The sequence below is a fragment of the Acidaminobacter sp. genome, assembly GCF_030247605.1.
In the GTDB taxonomy this organism is placed as follows: domain Bacteria; phylum Bacillota; class Clostridia; order Peptostreptococcales; family Acidaminobacteraceae; genus Acidaminobacter.
The window spans coordinates 170,418-188,660 of sequence record NZ_JAOTSB010000003.1; the positions used below are offsets into that span (position 1 = coordinate 170,418).

Consider the following 18,243-nt stretch of genomic DNA (forward strand, 5'->3'; position numbering starts at 1 on the left):
ACCCCTACATAAAGTATTTGACGAGAAGCTTGCTGCCGGCGACTGCGCCAACGAACATAAAGACTGCGAAGACCCAGCCGGACAGGGACAACGAGGCGATCCCGCCGTAAAGTGCGCCTATGTTGCAGCCAAAAGAAAGTCTTGCGCCGTAGCCCATAAGGAGTCCGCCGATGGTCGCTGCAACAATCTGCTTTTTATTCTTGATCTTCTTGATTTTAAATTGTGACGCGAACAACGTAGCAAGCAATGCACCCACGATGATACCCATATTTCTGTAAGAGCCCGGATCATTCAGAATACCGCTGTTAAGCGTATTCTGCGCGCCTTGGCTGCTGAAATAGTACCACTTGTCGACACTTCCGCCGAAGGCTTCGTAGATCCATGCGCCCCAGTTAGCAAAGACGCCTGAGACACCCCATGGCTCGCCGGTGGATGCCAGCGTCGCAATCTGAAGGATGGACAGCAGGACTGCGCCGGTAACATAGGAATAGGCATTTTTGAACCACATTTGATAAAATTCAGTTTGGGTAATTTTATCGAAAAACTTTTTGGAACCTTCCAAAGACTACACCTCCTGGAGGAATGACGGGCAGCGCTTTTTTGGCTGCCTGCCAACATTCAACTATCTTTATCTCGATTTTTCGATGATGACTTCCCACTCGCCGTCATCCACTTCTTCGAGCTCGCAGTTGTAGCCTTCTTTGTTGGCCCATTCCGGAACGTTTTTCATAGCGCATGAGTGGTCGATCTGGACGATCATGACATCGCCAATTTCAAGTTCCGCGATTTTGTTCTGGCATTTGATGAGAGGTACCGGACACGCTTCGCCCATGCAGTCGAGAATAACTTCTTTCATATGTATAACCTCCTGAAATTTTATTTTAGTTTTTTTGTGATTTCGTTTTTAGTAAAGATTTTAAAATGACTTTGTGATTTAACGGTGTGAATGATTGCGCTTTTGTTTATGAGGTTCGAAATGAGAGCGCCGCGTTAGTGCGCTGCGCCGCCACCGCCGCGCCGTTTTTCATAAACCGCCGCGATGATGTAAATGATGGCAATCAGGGTCAGCTGTGCTGCCACTGCGCCGAACCAGCCTAAGTAATCCGGAAGGAATACTTTTGGTCCATTGCTGATGAAGTTGAGCTTCCACCAGCCAAAATGATTGGCGCCGAGCAAGGAGCCAACGATAAAGAAGACAAGTGAAATCATGTTCATATGGAACATTTCGCCGACGCGCATCAGAGTACCTGACGCACAGCCGCCTGCGATAACCATGCCCGTACCGAACATGATCGCGCCAACAGCGGTCGCGCCGCTGATAGGGACAACGTAGCTCATTCCCGGAATGGCAAGGCCTTTGACGGCATAACCATATTTAATGGCAGTGAAGCCTATGGTCGTGAGTGCAAATGCAATCAGTACAGCGCGCGTTATTGAAGTGCCGCCTGTCAGATATGGATCCCGCATGGAGGCGGTGAAACAAAATCTTGCTTTCTGAAGAACAAATCCGAAAGCGATGCCGGTGATCCAGAAGATCGCGGCGTTGGCAGAGCGAGTTGAAGCGAAGATTCCGACCGCTATTATCAGTACCACGACTGCGAGTGCAATGGGCAGCTGATTCTTCTTGGGCTTGCGTGTGGTGCCTGCCCTGGATGAACTGCGGCGGATGCTGGTCCCTTCAGACATGAGCATTCCTCCTGTGTTGTTTGTGACGTGTTTAACAATCTCCCTTGACAAAATTGTATCACAGTGTGCGTGGGTTCCGTGCATATAGAAAAATGATGCTACATTGAAAAAACTTATAGCGTTATTAGCAACACTGATGTTAATATGAGGATGAAGATCGTGTATTGTTTGTCAAAGTTTTGTGGGCATGACCATCGGCAGCTGTCACTGGCACTGCCAGACGGGTCTGATGTCAAATAAAATACAAGCTGTCATAAGGAGACGATGGGCTTTGCATATTGAAATGCTTCAGCATTTTCAGCAAGTGGTGGACGCTAAAAGTATCTCGAAGGTGGCGAATGAGACGCATATTTCTCAATCCGCCCTCAGTCAGATGATTCAGAAGATGGAGGATTCTCTGGGCTACAAGCTGCTGGAACGCAGCAACCGGGGGGTAGAGCCAACAGAAATGGGCAGGATTGTTTTGAAATACTCGAATAACATCATCAAGTCCTTTGAGAAGATGCAGAGGGAAATGCGGGATTTGGAGAAGCGCACGCACACGATCCGCATCAACGCGGACAAGTCGCTGGTGAATTATTCGCTGCCCTGCGCGCTGTATAAGATTAAGCGGCGGTTTCCCAACAATAAGTATGAGCTGTATTCGAGCACGACGGATGACATTGTGAAGGAAGTTCGCAATGATTTGTGTGATATGGGCGTGACGAATGAGCGGCCGGTGGCGGAGGATCTTGAAATCAGGAAGATCGGTCGCGAAAAGGTGGTGCTGGTGGCGTCGAAGAGCTTCGGGATTCCGGACGCGATCGAGATTGAGCAGCTGCTGCAGTACGACCTGATTGCCCTGGCAGATTCGCGCTATATCATTGGGCCGCTCAAGGCAGAGCTCAAGAAGAGCGGATTTACTGAAAACGACCTCAGCATTTTGTTTGAGGTTGACGCCGTGAGCGCGGTGAAATCGTCTATTCACAATCATTACGGCATAGCGTTTCTGCCGTACAGCGCGGTCAAGAAGGAGCTCTATACCGGGGATTACAAGATGGTCGCAATCAAGAACGTCGAGCTCTATCACGATATCTATATCATCAACAAGCAGCAGGCGTTTATGTCCAGCGCCAGCTGCGAGACCGTGGACTGCTTTATGGAGATGGGCGAAGACTCGTTTTGTTAGGTTTTTGGGGACGGGAATGTTACAGAAATGTTACGGTGCCTGACACCGAGTTGAACTTGGTGTCAGACACCAAGTTGAAAGTTGTCCGCGTCACCAAAGCACTTTTTTAACAAAGAAAAAGCACCCTCTTCGGTGAGGGTGCTGGCTTACCTTATTTCAGAGGTAATGTGTCGCATTTATCCTATGATCCGTTTAGTCACAGTAATTTCCCAAACGCCGTTCATGACCTCGTCTGAGTCGACGCTAATATGCTCACTTCCAAACCTGTCTATGACGGATTCAGGAACACAGGAGTGGTCTGTGACCAGGATGACAGAGTCGCCGGGGACCATGGTTTTAAGCGCGCGCTCGAGCTTGATCAGCGGCACCGGGCATATATCTCCAAAACAGTCTATTTTACCGTCAATGGGCATAATCGAATCACCTCAAATCCCATTATATCAAATGAAACTGCGCTTGTCGTGCTTTGAAGCAAAATGTAATCGGTGCTCTGCCGGGACCCTCGACACAGAAAGGAACAGGCTTATGAACGTGCCATTTAATCGAATAAAAGCAACCTGGCCGATGGTCGAGGCACTCACAAAAAGCCTTGGCAGCAGCGTTGGCTTTGAACCGGCGCTCAGCCACTGGTCAGGGGATGGGCCTTACACCCAACTGGTTTTAGAGAAGCTCAGCGGCCTGATTCCAGACTCGATGCTCCTGATGACCACCAGCGCCAGCCAGGCCCTGGAAATGGCAGTCGCGCTCAGCGGCATTGGACCAGGAGATGAAGTGATCCTGCCCTCCTATACTTACGCGTCCTGTGCCAACGCAATTTTAAGTGTGGGCGCCACGCCCGTCTTTGCGGCGGTAACCCCGGAAACCCTCTGCCTGGATCCCAATAGCGTTGAACGTCTCCTCTCGCCCAAAGTCAAAGCGGTCATGCCGGTTCATTACGGCGGAGTTCCGGTGGATCTGGGGGCGTTGATGGCCCTCTGCCAAGCCCATGAGCTGACCTTGATCGAGGACGCTGCCCAGGCCATTGGCAGCACCTGGCACGGCCGAGCCCTCGGGAGTATTGGCGATTTTGGCGCCATCTCCTTTCACGATACCAAAAACCTCACCTCAGGCGAAGGCGGCCTCCTCCTGGTCAACGCCTCAAAGCAGGCCAAATGGGACCAGGCGCAGATCTACCACCAGAAAGGGACGGACCGTCTTCAGTTTCTAAAGGGTCAGCGCGACCGCTACGAATGGGTGGGCCCAGGCGTGAGCGCCAGCCCCTCTGAGTTGCTGATGGCACTGCTGTCCCCGCAGCTGGACGACCTCGAGGCCATCAACGGAAGGCGCAGAGCCATTGTCAGGCGTTATGAAGCGGTTCTGGGTGCGACATCAGTCCCTGAGATCCTGAGCTTCACGAAAGATGACCCAAGTGGCAACGGTCACCTGTTCTTCGTTCGCTTCCGCGCATCCACCGTGGCAGGCGCTTTCATGGCCTTCATGCAGTCCCGCGGCATCGACGTCAGAACCCATTATCAGCCGCTGCACGCCTCACCCTACGGACGCGCCTTCAGATGCGACCAGGCACTTTTCTCCGGGCGGGACAGCGACCTTGGCAAATGCGTGGTCCGTCTGCCCATGTCCCACCACTTGGAAGACTCCGAAATCGAATATGTCTGCGAGGTTTTGAAGGATGCGCTTATCCATAGTCATACCGGTTTATAATTCAGCGCCCGTCCTGGCGCGGCTGACCTCTGAGATTTTTTGCGCACTTTCGCCTGCAATCCTTTCAGAGCTTTCTGCCGATGGTTCCTTCACCCTCGAACTCCTCCTGGTGGACGACGGCAGCACCGACGGCAGCTTTGAAGTGATCCGCGCGTTGGCCGCCAGAGACGCGCGGATTCGCGGATTTCGCCTGTCAAAAAACTATGGCCAGCAAAATGCCACCCTGTGCGGCCTGCGCCACGCTACTGGAGACCTGATCGCGACCATGGACGACGACCTTCAGCATCCGGCGGCCTCATTAAAAGACATGATCCGCCAATTGTTGGCCGAAAATCAAGACATAGTCTACGGCATCTACCCCTACAAGGGAGAGCGGATCCGAACACTGGGCTCCTCCCTCAGGGACTGGCTGTTCAACACCCAGATTGGAAAGCCTGAAAACGTCGAGATCAGTTCTTTTAGGGTTATGCGTCGCGGGCTTAGGGACCGGATTGTCGAAACACAGTATCGCTTCGCCTACATTTCTGCCCTGGTGATCAAAGAGACTTTGATGATTGGGAATCATCCCGTTGAACGGCAGCCTCGGGCGGCCGGCCGGTCTGGCTATACCTTTGCGTCGCTGTGCGCGCTGTATTTCAGGACGTGGCTGTATTATGGGCGCCGCTCTCTCATGCCTGAGGGTTTGAAACGCAGGGCGGCCTACGCCCTGGTGGAGGAGACGCCGGTAATAGTCCAATCGGAGGGTTCCGACTTGAGACCTGAAAGTCGACGCTGCAGCAAGAAGCTGATGCTGCTTGGCGCGGGGAAGCTTCAGGTCAACGCAGTGAAACGCGCCCAGGAGCTGGGGTATGGGGTGGTGGCGGTGGACTGGGAACCATCGGCACCCGCAAAAAAGATTTCTGACGAAGAAGGCTTAGCCGATGTTTTCGACACCGACGCCTGCCTGGAACTGGCTCGCAAGTTTTCTGCCGATGGGGTGATGACCACGGGGACGGACCAGCCGGTGCTCACCGCGGCCAAAGTCGCGCGGGAGATGGGGCTGCCGTCGCTGATCAGCGTGAACACCGCTCTGGGGGCGACCCACAAGGGCGTGATGAAGCGGCGGCTCGACACCTGCGGGATCCCGACGGCGCCCTACACCTTATGGCACCCCTCAGATGGTCTGGAGGTCCTTGAAGCCTTGATGCCCGGGGTTGTCAAACCGGTGGATTCCCAGGGCCAGCGCGGCATTTTCCGGGTAAACTCTCCGGAAGAGGCAGCGGCGCGTTTTGATAAGGTACTCAGGTATTCCAGGGACGAACGGATCCTCGTCGAAAAATTTATTTCCGGCGATGAGGTCACCTTTTCCGGCTGGGTCCGGGATGGGAAGCTGTACCCGCTCGCTTTGACGGACCGTGTGACGTTCGCGGAGCAGGAGCGCATTGGCATTTGTGTCGCCCATGAGTTCCCCACGAAACACTTCGAGACTCATGCCGATGAGGTGCTGGCGCTTTCCAAGCGCATTGTCGAAGCCTTTGACATTTTTAATGGACCGGTGTATATCCAGTATCTGCTAGGTGAAACGACGGTGGTGAACGAGCTGGCGTGCCGGATTGGCGGCGCCTACGAGGACATCTGGATGCCTGAATTGACGGGCTGTGACTGGCTGCGCTGGATGATTGAAGGCGCGCTGGGAGAAACCTCGGACTTCAGTGCTCTTGAGGCCTACGACTGGAAAAAGGTCGGGCGTCGATTGTCCGCACAGCTGTTTTTTTCTGAGCCGGGGACGATCAGGCGACTCAGTGCGCAGCCAACAGCTGCCTGCCTGGATTATGGGTTTCATTATGAAGAAGGGCAGACTATTGGTGGCATTGCCAATGCAACCCAGCGTGCGGGCTATTTTGTGGTGACCGCTGAGGATGAAGCTGGCCTTGATGCGGCCGTGGCAGACATGTTTGGCCGGATGTCCATTGAGATGGCGGGCGTAGAGGGTAACGCGGTGCTGGTGCGGAAGCGGCGATGATGTAAGTACATGGAAGGAAAAAGGCAGAACAGCGGCCGGCGGCCGCTGTTCTGCCTTTTTTTGAAACTCGGTGTCTGACACCGAGTTTCCTCCTTAAATCACTTCAATTCATACACCGTCGTATACCACTCCGGCGTGTGGATATAACGCGCGATCCGGACGCTGTAAGTGTCATTCCGGAAGCGAAGCAATTCACGGCCTCGTTCTGAGAGGAGGGTTTCAAGTTCCGGCAGCCATTTTGAGACATCACCATAGAGGATGTTCCACTTCGGGTTTCTGGCGATATAGGCCAGCTCATCCGTCACAATAATATAGCGAATATCCCGGGTTTCGATATAATCAGTTATGGTCAGGTTGTTTTCTTCCAGAAACTCTAAGTTGCGGTAGTCCAGCAGTTCGCCGGGACCGAAGGCATATTCGGTGTTGAGGTTGCCCAGTACTTTTGAGCCCTCGGGAATTACGGATTTGATCTGGTTCAGATATCCAGTGTAATCGTCCTCAGCCGTCTTTATGACTTCCTGGGTGGTGCCGTAGACGGAAAAGACAATCATGAGGATCAGCAGCCCATAGCGCCAGGGGACGCCAGCCAATTTTAGGCTATTCAATTTTGATTGTGAACTGAATGTTTTAAACTGGCCACTTTTTTCGAGGGCGGCGGTCAGAATCAAAATCACCCATGGAAAGGCAAACAGGATCGAGGTGGGATTAAAACGGCCAATAGCCAGCAAAGCGGCATTTAACACGAGAATCGCGGTGAATCCAACATAGGAGGCACGTTTGTGCTTCGACAGAAGGTCTATGAGGATAATAACCGGAAGCGCAGTGAGCCACGGGAGAATGTTGGCGTTATAGTAGGTGGCGCTGATTCCGTGATAAAGCTTGAGGTAAAAGTCCCTGAAATTTTCGAGGCGGCTGGCGGCGTCCGCGGTGACCTCGAGGGTGTCGCCATAGCTGAGATAGTTCGTAAAAAAGTGGGGATCCAGAGCAAGACTGGCTGCTATGATCAGGAACAGGGAGAGGGTGTGGGTGAGGATGACCATCGGCAGAGCCTTTCTTTTTAGGATGAGGATGATAAAAAACAGGATCCCGGCGGCAATGAAGCCGTTGGGATGCAGCCAGAGCCCGGCCGCGCTGATGGCGGCACCGGTCCACGGACGGTCTGCGAGCAGGCGTTCCAGGGCCAGAAGCATGAAGAACAGGACGACGATTTCCTGCCGGGCGGTGTGGCTGGCGTAGACGAATTGCGACGACGCGCCGAGGAGGAGGGCGCCCAGGGAGGCGGTCGCAGCGGAGATATCGAGGCGGATCAGGACACGGCGAAAGGTGATCAGGGTCAGGATGCCAAAGAAGAGAGACATGAGCCGCACGGCAAAAATGGAATAGCCCAGGGTGAGGATCCAGGGCATTTGAAGTGTGTGAAATAATAGTTTGATGGCGTGGGGATTGCGTGGATAGAGGTCGAAAAACGGCTCTGTCACCTGGAATGATTTGAGGGTCATCATTTGGCGGGTCAGGCCGCTGAGCCAGCTTTCGTCTGAATGAACGAAGGGGAAACGCGTCAGCCATAGGAGGCTGAAGAAGGTGTAAATGGCGATCAGGATGAAAAACCAGTGCTTTCGGAGAAATGGCATTTGACGCCTCCCTTCATTTTGTACTCAAAATGTACTCAAAAAGCCCGCTTACATTATAGCATAATGACAAGTCCTTAACGAACTATGATAATTCACTATGCAGTATAAGCAGATCTAATATCTAAACGCCTTGACCTTAAGGTATAATGATAGCAGATTCGTTTGTAAAATAATTAACAATCATTTGGCGTGTTTGACATGTCTCCCTTAAAGGCACGACTCACGCAGGAGGGTATTATGCAGAAACAAACGAAAAAATGGCTGCTCAGTTTGGTACTTGTATTGATGCTGGGTGCGTTGGCCGCTTGCGCGGGCAGCACGGCCTATACGGAATCTCAGAACATTGTCGAAGCTTCGGCGCTGGCTGACCTGATGGCTCAGGAAGGTGTCGTGGTGGTGGACGCTCGGGCTGCCGAGGATTACAACAAAGGCCATCTCAAAGGCGCGGTCAATCTGTCGCCGGATGAGCTGAACGGCCAGGGTGCCGTTGCAGGGATGCTGGGCACGCCTCAGCAATTCAACCGCGTTATGAGCAAGAGCGGGATCTCACCTGAGTCCACGGTCATTGTTTATGACGGGAATGACGGAATCTTCGCCTCCAGACTCTGGTGGGCCATGAAGATTTTCGGCCATGAGAATGTTAAGGTTGTCAACGGCGGGGCTTCTGCCATTGTCAACGCAGGGCTTGAGATCAGCGGCGACGCGACTCAGGTCAACAGCGCTTCCTACAGCTCGAAAGCTCAAGATGGATCACTGATCGCGACTATCGAGGACGTCAAGGACGCTGTGGCGAACGGAACTGCGACGATTATTGACGTCAGAACGCCGGCAGAATTTGATGAAGGCGCGATTCCTACCGCTATTCTATACCCGCACACTCAAAACCTCTATTCTGATGGCACTTTTAAATCAGCCAGAGATATCTACCTGAACTATAAGGATCTCGGACTTGAAAAAGATGCACCAATTCTTCTCTATTGCAAGTCATCCGTTCGCGCGACACAAACCATGCTTCTTCTTAAAGAAGCGGGCTACAGCAATGTCAAAGTGTATGACGGCGCTTGGCTCGAGTGGAGCGTTTCAGGAGAAGAGACAACATCACCGGCAGGGCCTGTCGAAGCAACTGTACAAGACGCTTCTTAAGGATAGAAAGAGCAACAAACAGTACATACAATTAGGGGGATTAACATGAAAAATCGTTTTAAATGGTTGTCATTGCTCATGATTTTGGTACTTGCCATCAGTGCGAGCGCTTGCTCAAAGCCTGTTGAAGCTCAGGCTCCAATGGAGGCAGCTCCAACGGAAACACCTGCAGAAGCACCGGCAGAAGCTGATGTCGTCGGCGATCTGGTCAATGGCTATTTTGCTAACATGCCTGCTGATGTCTACAAGATTTCAGACAAGGATTTCGTAGCGGCAGTCGCTGCTGGCACTGATGCATTCATTCTCGACATTCGTTCTGCTGAAGACTATGGCAAAGGCCACGTCAAGGGTGCTGTCAACGCGCCTTGGGGTCCTGCAATCGCAGAAAACCTCAAATTCATCCCTGCTGATAAGACAGTTTATGTCTACTGCTATACAGGCCAAACTGCTGGCCAAGCGGTCAACACGCTGAATGTTGCCGGCTTTGACGCAAAGAGCGTTCACCTTGGCTGGAACATGGGCATTTCCAAAGTAGAAGGCGTTGCTGACATCACTGAAACGACCGCTAACGCGTTCCCAACAGTTGAAGCAGCTATCGATCCTGCAGTCCAGGCTGCTATGGATGCTTACTACGGCGGTCTTGCTGCTGTGAAAGAAACGAAGTACGCTAACTACAAAGTTTCTGAAGATGAACTCAAAGCTATGGTCGATGCGGCTGACGAGAGCATTTACATCCTCGACGTCCGTAAAGCTGAAGACTTTGCTAAAGGCCACATTGCCGGCGCAGAGAACCTTCCTTTCGGCAAGGGCATGGAAGCAGGCTTCGCTGCACTTCCAATGGATAAAACTGTAGTCGTCTACTGCTATACTGGCCAAACCGCTGGCCAAGCTGTTGCAGGCATGAGACTTCTCGGCGTTGACGCTGTGTCCCTGAATGGCGGCGCAGGCATGGAAGCTAACCAGCCTATGGGTTGGGTTAACAAAGGTTTTGAGTTAGTAACAAACTAAGACATGCATAAATAAAAGCGGCACCACACAGAAGAGAGCTCACTCTCGTATGTGTGGTGCCGCTTTTATTTATATAGGGCGCAGCCCGCACCGAAGCGCAGCGACACTCCGAACGCAGTGAGGGGTATTGCGAAGCGAGGGGCATGTCTGGAAATGTGAGGGGAAATTAGGTCAAAGCGCAGAAGAGAGCTTGCTCTAGAATATTACAGATCTGTTACCGTCCGCGTCCCCAAACTGAAACCCGTCCGCGTCCCCAAACTGAAAGACGCTCCATTATCTGGATCGTTTGACTTTTATCAGGGCCGGTGGTATAGTAAACCTACAAGTGAAAAAACCCACAGAGGGAGTAACTACCTGCGCGAGGGCGCAGGTTCAAAGTCGTCATGACGGCGCAGGCCCGGCTTTGAATGTTGAATTGTGAGACTCTGCACCCGTTAAAGGACGTGGTGGGGAGTTTTTTTGTGCGTATAATCGACAGGAGGAATCCCAGTGCTGACAAAAGAAGATCTAAGCAACCAGAAGTTCCACACCCAGGAAGTCGAATCCGTCATGGATGCCCTTGGCACCAGCCACAGCGGCCTCACCCAGACGGATGTCGAGGCCCGGCAGGCCCATTACGGCAAAAACGCCCTGGACGAGGGCAAGAAGAAGAGCATAATCGTAAAATTCCTCGAACAGTTCAAGGACCTCATGATTATTGTTCTGATCATCGCTTCCGTGGTCTCCGGCCTCGTTGGCGAGTGGATCGACACCGCCATCATCATGGCCGTCGTCCTCATCAACGCCGTCATGGGCGTGGTCCAGGAGAGCAAGGCCGAGCAGGCCCTCGAAGCCCTCAAGAAAATGTCCGCCCAGAGCATCCGCCTGAAGCGCGACGGCAAAATGGTGGAGGTCCCCACCTCCGAAGCGGTGCCCGGCGATCTCCTCTACATAGAGGCAGGAGACCTGGTCCCTGCCGATGGTCGCCTGATCGAATCCGCCAGCCTGAAATCCGAGGAATCCGCCCTGACAGGCGAGTCGGTTCCCGTGGAAAAGCACATTGATGCCCTGGAGGACGCCGAAGCCGTCATAGGCGACCGCAAGAACATGATCTACTCCGGCTCCAGCATCACTTACGGCCGGGGTGTCGCCGTCATCACCTCCACCGGCATGCAGACCGAGGTCGGCAGAATTGCCGAGCAGCTAAACAGCGACATGGACTCCATTACCCCGCTCCAGAAGAAAATGGCGGAGCTCAGCAAGATCCTCTCCATAGGCGTCGTGCTCATCGCCGTCCTGATGTTCGTCGTGGGCGTCATGCGGGGACAGGCGTGGTTCGACATGTTCATGACGGCCATCAGCCTCGCCGTCGCAGCGATTCCGGAAGGACTCCCCGCGGTCATCACCATTGTCCTCTCCATAGGCGTTCAGAAGATGGCAAAGCGCAACGCCATCATCCGCAAGCTGTCCGCCGTAGAGACCCTGGGCTCCACCCAGATCATCTGCTCGGACAAGACCGGCACGCTGACCCAGAACAAAATGACCGTCACAGAAATTTACACCGGTCTGACCTCAGTCTCTGCTGAGCAGGCGGATCCCTCAGATGAGGATGTGCGCGCGTTTATCGAAGCCATCGCCCTATGCAATGATTCCAGGAAAGCGGCCGATGGTACCGCAGATCCCTACATGGGCGATCCCACCGAAACGGCCCTCGTCATCTTTGGCGATAAAAAGAATCTTCAAAAGGAAGATCTGGACAAGACCTACCCCCGCGTCGGCGAGCTGCCTTTCGATTCCGGCAGGAAGCTGATGTCCACCATCCACCAGACAGAAAGCGGCCTCAGAATGACCACCAAAGGCGCCCCGGATGTCCTTCTTGCCCGCTGCACACATTATAAGGAAGACAGCAGTGTCAAACCTTTGACAGAAGAGATCAGGCAGCAGATCGTCAATGCCAACAGCGCCATGGCCTCCAAAGCCCTGCGCGTCCTAGCTGCAGCTGAAAAAACGATCCAGAGTGATCCACACTCACTCAAACCGGATACCGATGAACACGACCTGACCTTCCTCGGCCTGGTAGGGATGATCGATCCACCCAGACCTGAAGCAAAAGCCGCAGTGGAAACTTGTGTCAGAGCGGGGATCCAGCCTATCATGATCACCGGCGACCATAAAGAGACAGCCGCTGCCATAGCAAAAGAACTCAACATCCTCAAAGAGGGCGATCTGATTATCACCGGCGCTGAACTGTCCGCTATTCCAGCGGATGAATTTGACAACCATGTGGACCGGTACTCCGTCTATGCGCGTGTGTCACCAGAGCATAAGGTTAGAATCGTCGATGCCTGGCAGAAAAAAGGCAAAATCGTTGCCATGACCGGAGACGGCGTCAATGACGCGCCGGCCATCCGCAGCGCGGACATTGGCATAGGCATGGGCATCACCGGTACAGACGTCTCCAAAGGCGTCTCCAATATGGTGCTGGCGGATGACAACTTTGCCACCATTGTTACGGCCGTGGAAGAGGGACGGAAAATCTACGCGAACATCCGCAAAAGCGTTCAGTTTCTTCTGACCTGCAACCTTGGCGAGATTGTCACCATTTTCATGGGCACCATGATGGGCTGGAACGTGCTGCTGCCAATCCATATCCTGTGGGTCAACCTGGTGACGGATTCACTGCCGGCATTGGCTCTGGGTGTTGAAAAAGCTGAGGACGACGTCATGGATCAGCCTCCGAGAGATTCAAACGCCAGCTTCTTCAGTGAAGGCGTCGGTCACAGCATTCTGTTCAGGGGTGTCATTCAGGGGCTTATCACACTATCGGCTTACTGGTATGGGGAGACCCATTACGACCACGAAATCGCCATGACCATGGCCTTCGCGACCCTGGGATTAATCCAGCTGGCCCACGCCATGAACACCCGCTCCAATGACAAATCCATATTCAAAATTGGCTTATTCAGCAACCGTTTCATGAATGGCGCAATTCTTATTGCGACACTCCTTCAGGTCAGCATCATTTTGATCCCTGGTCTGAACACCATGTTCCGGGTAACGCACCTGAATTTAAGCCAATGGGGCATTGTATTGGCAGCGTCATTATCGATCATTCCAATTGTCGAAGTGATAAAACTGGTCACCCATGTCCTGCGTAAAAAACAACACTGAAAATGTGTTAAGACGTGGTATAATCATACGAGAAGCACTGTGAGCCTTTAGGAGGTCCAAATGATCAGACTTGGAGAAATTCAGACACTGAAAACCATAAACAAAACCCCGCAGGGTATTTATCTCAACGAGCCGGAACCAGGCCCGGAGGAAGTCGCGGATGTACTGCTGCCAAAGAAATTTGTGCCTGAAGATCTCGAAGAAGGTCAATTGATCGAGGTCTTCGTCTATAGGGATTCAGAGGATCGTATGGTCGCGACTACCAGAACGCCCCTCATCAAAATGGGCGAGATCGCCTGGCTGAAAGTGGTGGATATGACCACCCGCGGCGCTTTTTTGGACTGGGGACTCGAGCGGGATCTGTTCCTGCCGACCAAAGAATCCACAGCACCGGTCAAGAAGGGGCAGAAGTGCCTGGTTGGTCTCTACGTGGACCGTACCGGCCGACTTTGTGCGACTATGAATTTGTACCGGCTGCTGGATCACAACGCGCCATACCAGCTCGAGGAGTGGGTAGAAGGTACAATCTATGATTTGAAAGACGGCTTCGGAGCCTTTGTGGCTGTGGATGACCGCTTTAGCGGCTTGATCCGTGAGCGCGAAATTACCACGCCTTTAACGATTGGTACAACGGTGAAAGCCCGCGTCATTGAAGTGCGAGAAGACGGCAAGCTGACACTGAGCCTGAGAGACAAGGCCCATAAGATGATTGACGGCGACGCCACCAAGCTTCACGAGGCTTTGATCAAAGCAGGCGGCACCTTGATGCTGGATGACCATTCGGATCCAAATGAAATCAAAGCGATCCTGGGCATGAGTAAGAAGGCCTTCAAACGCGCCGTAGGGAGACTGCTTCGGGATGGGATCATCGAGAAGACGGAGCGCCACACGCAGCTGAAGAAAACGGATGGGGCGGAATAAAAACCATCGGCAAAAAATATAAATTAGCCTGAAGCCTTCTGACGGCAATTCTGTCAGGAGGCTTTTGGGAATTATAAAGAGAGTTTGAGGAGGTCATATCACTATGAGCAGAAACCTGCTGCCATCCAAGGGCATGCGCGATTTTATGCCGGAGGAAAAACGACTCAGAGAGCACGTCATGGGGATCATTCGTGACGAATACGCGAAAAATGGATTTTTGGAAATTGAAACGCCGGTGGTCGAGGACATTGAACGGCTGATTGACAGCGACGGCGGCGAGAATACGAAAATGATTTTCAAGATTCTCAAGCGCGGCGAAAAGCTGGACCTGGCTGCGGATACGCTGAAAGAGGACGACCTGATTGACCTTGGCCTCCGCTTTGACCTGACTTTGCCGCTGAGCCGGTTCTACTGCAACAATCACAACGATCTGCCAAAGGTCTTCAAGGCCATGCAGACGGGCTTCGTGTTCCGTGCGGAGCGGCCGCAGCGTGGGCGCTTCAGAAGCTTTATGCAGTGCGACGTCGACATCATGGGCGACGAGACGAACTTTTCTGAGATCGAGCTGATCGATGTCGTGGGCAAGACCCTCAACCGACTGGATGTTGAAGGATTCAAGGTCAAGATCAACGACCGCAGACTGTTGACGGACGCCATTGTCAAGAGCGGCTTCGCGCCTGAAGACGTGACGCGCGTCTGCATCAGCCTGGACAAAGCGGACAAGATTGGCATTGACGGGGTCAGGAAAGACCTTGAAAAGCAGGGGTTTGAAGCAGCCTCAATCGACAATATCATCACCATAATGGAAAACATTAAAAACGGTGGCCTGGACGGCGCTGAGAAATCCGGTCTTAATCCGGAGGCGGTGGACAGCCTCAGGGAAATCATGGCTGCGGTACTGTCCATGAACGGCGGCCGTTACGGCATTGAATTTGACTTTACCTTGGTCCGCGGCATGGGTTATTATACCGGCACTATTTTCGAAGTGGCTTACGGCGATCTGGGTTATTCCATTGCCGGCGGCGGACGTTATGACAATATGATTGGCAACTTCATGGGCAAGCATGTGCCGGCAGTGGGCTTCTCCATTGGTTTCGAGCGCCTGGTTGAGATCCTGAAGGAGCGGGGCGACGGCCAGCTGGACGAGGATCACGTCGCGCTGATCTTCGAGGCTGAGACGCCTTCAGCGGTCATTGCGGCGGGAGATGCGCTGAGATCAACCTACAAGACCGTATCCGCTTTCAGACGCGAGAAGAAATTCGGTAAGCAGCTGGAGCGACTTAAAAAAGCCGGCTACAAGTACTTCGCCGTCATTGAAGGCGATGCACCGGTCGTCAAGGAGATTTAAGATGTGGAAGGCATATAAAGCGCCCGCGGGAGCCAAAGTTGCCGTCGCTCTCAGCGGCGGCATCGACAGCGCCGCTGCGGCGCTTTTGCTGTGTCAGGCGGGCTATGAGGTTTTCGGCATCACTATGCGTCTTTTTGATGAGGCTGAATCAGAGTCTGATACAGGGGCTGAGCCGGCGTCGCTGCGGGAAGCCAGGGCAGTGGCTGAAGCTCTTGGGATTCCCCTGGTCGAGCTCGATATGCGTGTCGCTTTCAGCGACATTGTGATCTCACATTTTGAAACCGGTTATCTGGATGGGCTGACACCTAATCCTTGCGTCATCTGCAACCGGGAGATCAAGTTTGGACGTCTGCTGGATGCGGCTCTTGCTCATGGGGCCGACTTTATGGCGACGGGTCATTATGCCAGACTGGAGCGGTTTGGTGAAGCGGGGCGGATTCGCTTATTGCAGGGTCAGGCAGATCGCAGGGATCAGGCCTATTTTCTGCACAGCTTGTCCCAGTTACAGCTGGCGCGGCTGATGTTTCCTTTAGGGGGATTTGCCCATAAGGATGAGGTCAGAGCTATTGCGGAAGGCTTTTTTGGCGCGGATTTTTTTACGAGTGGAGAATCCAGGAGCATTTGTTTCCTCAGTGGCTCCGGTCACGTGGACTATTTTGTCGAGAAGGACTTGATGGGCAGGTGCCGCGGGCAGTTTGTAGATCCGTCCGGCGCAGTGATTGGCGCTCATGAAGGGTATGTCCGGTATACCATAGGACAGAAGCGGGGCTTGAATGTGGTGACACAGGACCCGGGAGATTATGGCGCGCAGGCGCTGAAATCCCTCAGAGGGCTCACGGTTCTGGACATCCAGCCGGACACCGGCGACGTGATTTTGGGGTCAGACAACGCCTGCTACAGGTCGTCCCTGATCGCCAGCACCCCCCGATGGATTGGCCACATCCCACTTGAAGGCGAGACCGTCGAGGTCAAAATCTGCCACTGGGGGTATAGGCTGAGGGCAAGGGTCGGACGACTGAACCCGGAAGGCTTCGATGGTCTTGGCAGTGTGGAAGTCCACTTTGAGGAACCCGTCAGGGCCGTTGCGCCTGGCCAGCATGTGGTTTTCTTTTTGGATGACGAAGTGCTGGGTGGGGCGATGATAGAAACTCGGTGTCAGACACCGAGTTTCTGATGGGTGGTGCGAGGATCGATGTTGAATGAAACTTGGTGTCAGACACCAAGTTTCTGCTGGATGAAACTCGGGGTTGATAGGCGCTAGCCGCAGACACCAAGTTTATGCTGGGTGAGGCGATGATCGAAAAAGGTGGCTATGACCAGCGCCTGTCAAACCAAAATACCTTGCTAAAATGAAGCGGGGGTCCCTGAGAAATCAGCTTTCTGATTTCATAGGGACCCCCGTTTTATCTCTCATATAAACATCAACAGACTGACTGCCATAACCATCATCCCAGCCACCAAGCCGTAGATGGACAGATGTGCCTCGCCATATTCTCTGGCGGAAGGCAATAATTCGTCAACGGAAATGAAAACCATAATACCGGCAACGCCGGCGAACAAAACGCCAAAAACCGTATCGTTCATATAGCGGGAGAGAAGCAGATAACCTACCAGTGCCCCAACCGGTTCCGACAAGCCAGAGAGGAAAGAAAGCTTGAAGGCCTTCAGCCTGCTGCCCGTAGCATAATAGACAGGCACTGAGACGGCAATGCCCTCAGGTATATTGTGGATTGCGATTGCGACCGCAATGGCAATACCAAGGCTTGGGTCGTTGAGTGCGGCTGTGAAGGTTGCAAGTCCTTCCGGAAAGTTATGAATGGCAATGGCGAGGGCTGTGAAGACGCCCGTACGCATGAGCTTTTGGCTGTGCTCATGGTGGGTGCTGACATGCTCAGTGCTTGAGTGGGTCATCTCTTCAACCGTATGGGCTTCATGTGGATTCTCGGATTCCGGCAGCATCCGGTCGATCAAACCTATAAGGAGCATGCCGCCAAAAAAACCCGCCACCGTAATCCAGGAGCCCAGTTTCAACCCATGGGCAGCCGTAAGCGCATCTTTGGCTTTGACGAAGATCTCGATCATGGACACATAAATCATGACACCCGCTGAAAAGCCCAGAGCAATGGATAAAAATTTTGTGTTGGTCTTGTCTGTAAAAAACGCAAGCGCGCTGCCAATGCCGGTAGCCAGGCCTGCAAATAGCGTTAATCCAAAGGCGAATAAGACTGAATTTAATTCCATGGGTTACATCACCCCTTCCCCAAAATCTTAACAGGAAGTTGTTGGGATTTCAATGTTTTTCAACCGGGAACTTCATTTTGCCGTACCTATGATAAGTTTTTGTTAGAAAACCAGATACCACGATAGAAATATAGTAGGAGGTGTCTGGCATGTTTGATAACAATGACATCAAAAAGCTACTTAAAACAGTGGGTCACGACAAAGTGTTGATCATTGGCATCGACGTTTCAAAGTACTTTCACGT

15 protein-coding genes are annotated in these 18,243 nt (G+C 52.9%); 9 read left to right on the forward strand and 6 right to left on the reverse strand.

All coding sequences use genetic code 11. From position 1 onward, the window contains the following. Positions 1-4 precede the first annotated feature (4 nt). From OEL90_RS02705 to OEL90_RS02715, 3 genes are all read right to left on the reverse strand, one after another. Complete coding sequence (locus tag OEL90_RS02705) at positions 5-562, reverse strand: YeeE/YedE thiosulfate transporter family protein (protein ID WP_291403322.1); 558 nt, start codon at positions 560-562, stop codon at positions 5-7. 66 nt (positions 563-628) lie between these two features. Further along, positions 629-856, reverse strand: a complete 228-nt coding sequence (locus OEL90_RS02710; RefSeq protein WP_291403320.1) for a sulfurtransferase TusA family protein — start codon at positions 854-856, stop codon at positions 629-631. Between the two features lie 134 nt (positions 857-990). After that, positions 991-1,686 carry a YeeE/YedE thiosulfate transporter family protein gene (locus OEL90_RS02715; RefSeq protein ID WP_300687056.1) on the reverse strand — a complete coding sequence of 232 codons (696 nt, stop codon included), beginning with the start codon at positions 1,684-1,686 and terminating at the stop codon, positions 991-993. A 271-nt stretch (positions 1,687-1,957) separates the two neighbouring features. On the opposite strand from OEL90_RS02715, the gene OEL90_RS02720 reads away from it, so the two are divergent. After that, positions 1,958-2,854 (forward strand): LysR family transcriptional regulator, encoded by an 897-nt coding sequence (locus OEL90_RS02720; RefSeq protein WP_291403316.1) that lies wholly within the window; start codon positions 1,958-1,960, stop codon positions 2,852-2,854. A 176-nt stretch (positions 2,855-3,030) separates the two neighbouring features. Here OEL90_RS02720 and OEL90_RS02725 read toward each other — a convergent pair whose 3' ends face one another. Continuing rightward, positions 3,031-3,267 carry a sulfurtransferase TusA family protein gene (locus OEL90_RS02725; RefSeq protein WP_291403314.1) on the reverse strand — a complete coding sequence of 79 codons (237 nt, stop codon included), beginning with the start codon at positions 3,265-3,267 and terminating at the stop codon, positions 3,031-3,033. Between the two features lie 112 nt (positions 3,268-3,379). Here OEL90_RS02725 and OEL90_RS02730 point away from each other — a divergent pair, with 112 nt between their 5' ends. Next, the gene (locus OEL90_RS02730; protein ID WP_300687059.1) at positions 3,380-4,555 is read left to right on the forward strand and encodes an aminotransferase class I/II-fold pyridoxal phosphate-dependent enzyme; all 1,176 of its coding nucleotides are present in this window, start codon (positions 3,380-3,382) and stop codon (positions 4,553-4,555) included. Then, positions 4,524-6,557, forward strand: coding sequence for a glycosyltransferase (locus tag OEL90_RS02735; protein WP_300687061.1), 2,034 nt, complete (start codon positions 4,524-4,526; stop codon positions 6,555-6,557). The genes OEL90_RS02730 and OEL90_RS02735 overlap by 32 nt, the downstream gene beginning before the upstream one ends. Before the next feature lie 98 nt (positions 6,558-6,655). On the opposite strand, the gene OEL90_RS02740 is transcribed toward OEL90_RS02735, so the two are convergent. Next, positions 6,656-8,188 (reverse strand): ArnT family glycosyltransferase, encoded by a 1,533-nt coding sequence (locus OEL90_RS02740; protein WP_300687063.1) that lies wholly within the window; start codon positions 8,186-8,188, stop codon positions 6,656-6,658. A gap of 237 nt (positions 8,189-8,425) precedes the next feature. Here OEL90_RS02740 and OEL90_RS02745 point away from each other — a divergent pair, with 237 nt between their 5' ends. From OEL90_RS02745 to mnmA, 6 genes are all read left to right on the forward strand, one after another. Next, positions 8,426-9,331 (forward strand): sulfurtransferase, encoded by a 906-nt coding sequence (locus OEL90_RS02745; RefSeq protein ID WP_300687065.1) that lies wholly within the window; start codon positions 8,426-8,428, stop codon positions 9,329-9,331. A gap of 45 nt (positions 9,332-9,376) precedes the next feature. Further along, a complete protein-coding gene (locus OEL90_RS02750; RefSeq protein ID WP_291403304.1) occupies positions 9,377-10,339 on the forward strand; it encodes a rhodanese-like domain-containing protein in 963 nt (320 codons plus the stop codon). A gap of 489 nt (positions 10,340-10,828) precedes the next feature. Beyond that, entirely contained in the window at positions 10,829-13,489 is a 2,661-nt protein-coding gene (locus tag OEL90_RS02755; RefSeq protein WP_300687067.1) for a calcium-translocating P-type ATPase, SERCA-type, read from the forward strand. A gap of 60 nt (positions 13,490-13,549) precedes the next feature. Further along, positions 13,550-14,410: a CvfB family protein gene (locus OEL90_RS02760; protein ID WP_291402349.1), complete on the forward strand. Its 861-nt coding sequence runs from the start codon at positions 13,550-13,552 to the stop codon at positions 14,408-14,410. A 103-nt stretch (positions 14,411-14,513) separates the two neighbouring features. After that, the gene (gene hisS, locus OEL90_RS02765; RefSeq protein ID WP_291402351.1) at positions 14,514-15,758 is read left to right on the forward strand and encodes a histidine--tRNA ligase; all 1,245 of its coding nucleotides are present in this window, start codon (positions 14,514-14,516) and stop codon (positions 15,756-15,758) included. Between the two features lies 1 nt (position 15,759). Further along, the gene (gene mnmA / locus OEL90_RS02770) at positions 15,760-16,932 is read left to right on the forward strand and encodes a tRNA 2-thiouridine(34) synthase MnmA (RefSeq protein WP_291402353.1); all 1,173 of its coding nucleotides are present in this window, start codon (positions 15,760-15,762) and stop codon (positions 16,930-16,932) included. Between the two features lie 236 nt (positions 16,933-17,168). Here mnmA and zupT read toward each other — a convergent pair whose 3' ends face one another. Continuing rightward, positions 17,169-17,999 carry a zinc transporter ZupT gene (gene zupT, locus OEL90_RS02775; protein ID WP_291402355.1) on the reverse strand — a complete coding sequence of 277 codons (831 nt, stop codon included), beginning with the start codon at positions 17,997-17,999 and terminating at the stop codon, positions 17,169-17,171. Positions 18,000-18,243 lie beyond the last annotated feature (244 nt).

What these genes read in the sequence shown, in the direction of transcription:
- OEL90_RS02715 (WP_300687056.1), bottom strand. Translation starts at nt 1,686, where the DNA reads ATGTCTGAAGGGACCAGCATCCGCCGCAGTTCATCCAGGGCAGGCACC.
- OEL90_RS02735 (WP_300687061.1), top strand. Translation starts at nt 4,524, where the DNA reads ATGCGCTTATCCATAGTCATACCGGTTTATAATTCAGCGCCCGTCCTG.
- hisS (WP_291402351.1), top strand. Translation starts at nt 14,514, where the DNA reads ATGAGCAGAAACCTGCTGCCATCCAAGGGCATGCGCGATTTTATGCCG.
- OEL90_RS02725 (WP_291403314.1), bottom strand. Translation starts at nt 3,267, where the DNA reads ATGCCCATTGACGGTAAAATAGACTGTTTTGGAGATATATGCCCGGTG.
- OEL90_RS02760 (WP_291402349.1), top strand. Translation starts at nt 13,550, where the DNA reads ATGATCAGACTTGGAGAAATTCAGACACTGAAAACCATAAACAAAACC.
- zupT (WP_291402355.1), bottom strand. Translation starts at nt 17,999, where the DNA reads ATGGAATTAAATTCAGTCTTATTCGCCTTTGGATTAACGCTATTTGCA.
- mnmA (WP_291402353.1), top strand. Translation starts at nt 15,760, where the DNA reads ATGTGGAAGGCATATAAAGCGCCCGCGGGAGCCAAAGTTGCCGTCGCT.
- OEL90_RS02740 (WP_300687063.1), bottom strand. Translation starts at nt 8,188, where the DNA reads ATGCCATTTCTCCGAAAGCACTGGTTTTTCATCCTGATCGCCATTTAC.
- OEL90_RS02745 (WP_300687065.1), top strand. Translation starts at nt 8,426, where the DNA reads ATGCAGAAACAAACGAAAAAATGGCTGCTCAGTTTGGTACTTGTATTG.
- OEL90_RS02730 (WP_300687059.1), top strand. Translation starts at nt 3,380, where the DNA reads ATGAACGTGCCATTTAATCGAATAAAAGCAACCTGGCCGATGGTCGAG.
- OEL90_RS02750 (WP_291403304.1), top strand. Translation starts at nt 9,377, where the DNA reads ATGAAAAATCGTTTTAAATGGTTGTCATTGCTCATGATTTTGGTACTT.
- OEL90_RS02710 (WP_291403320.1), bottom strand. Translation starts at nt 856, where the DNA reads ATGAAAGAAGTTATTCTCGACTGCATGGGCGAAGCGTGTCCGGTACCT.